This window comes from Streptomyces narbonensis (assembly GCF_014649015.1).
Lineage (GTDB): Bacteria > Actinomycetota > Actinomycetes > Streptomycetales > Streptomycetaceae > Streptomyces > Streptomyces narbonensis.
Genome location: NZ_BMSF01000190.1, coordinates 1 through 533, shown reverse-complemented (window position 1 = coordinate 533; position 533 = coordinate 1). Strand labels below are relative to the sequence as shown.

At 22.3% G+C, this 533-nt stretch carries 1 pseudogene; it reads left to right on the top strand.

From position 1 onward, the window contains the following. Nucleotides 1-217, top strand: a pseudogene (locus tag IE124_RS36430) (hypothetical protein); the annotation flags it as partial. Between the last annotated feature and the right edge of the window lie 316 nt (nucleotides 218-533).

The window sequence follows — 533 nt, the reverse complement described above, 5'->3', positions numbered from 1 at the left end:
TCAAATTGTAACAGGTATTTTTATGGCTATGCATTATTCATCTAATATTGAATTAGCTTTTTCATCTGTTGAACATATTATAAGAGATGTGCATAATGGTTATATTTTAAGATATTTACATGCAAATGGTGCATCATTCTTTTTTATGGTAATGTTTATGCATATGGCTAAAGGTTTATATTATGGTTCATATAGATCACCAAGAGTACTATTATGAAATGTAGGTGTTATTATTTTCATTTTAACTATTGCTACAGCTTTTTTAGGTTATTGTTGTGTTTATGGACAGAGTGAGACAAGTATAAGTATATTATTATAATATCATACCATTAAATAAATTATTTTAATGAAATGATTATGTTTATATATAACATATACCTAATTAGACATGCATTATTAGTAATAATTTTGTATGAAACTCTAATAATAATAATTATTATTAATTATTAAGGTAAGATTCATATGGATAGCGTAAGTCAATCTAATATTATAAAATATCGTAACATAAACAATATTTTTTTCTATTATTAATT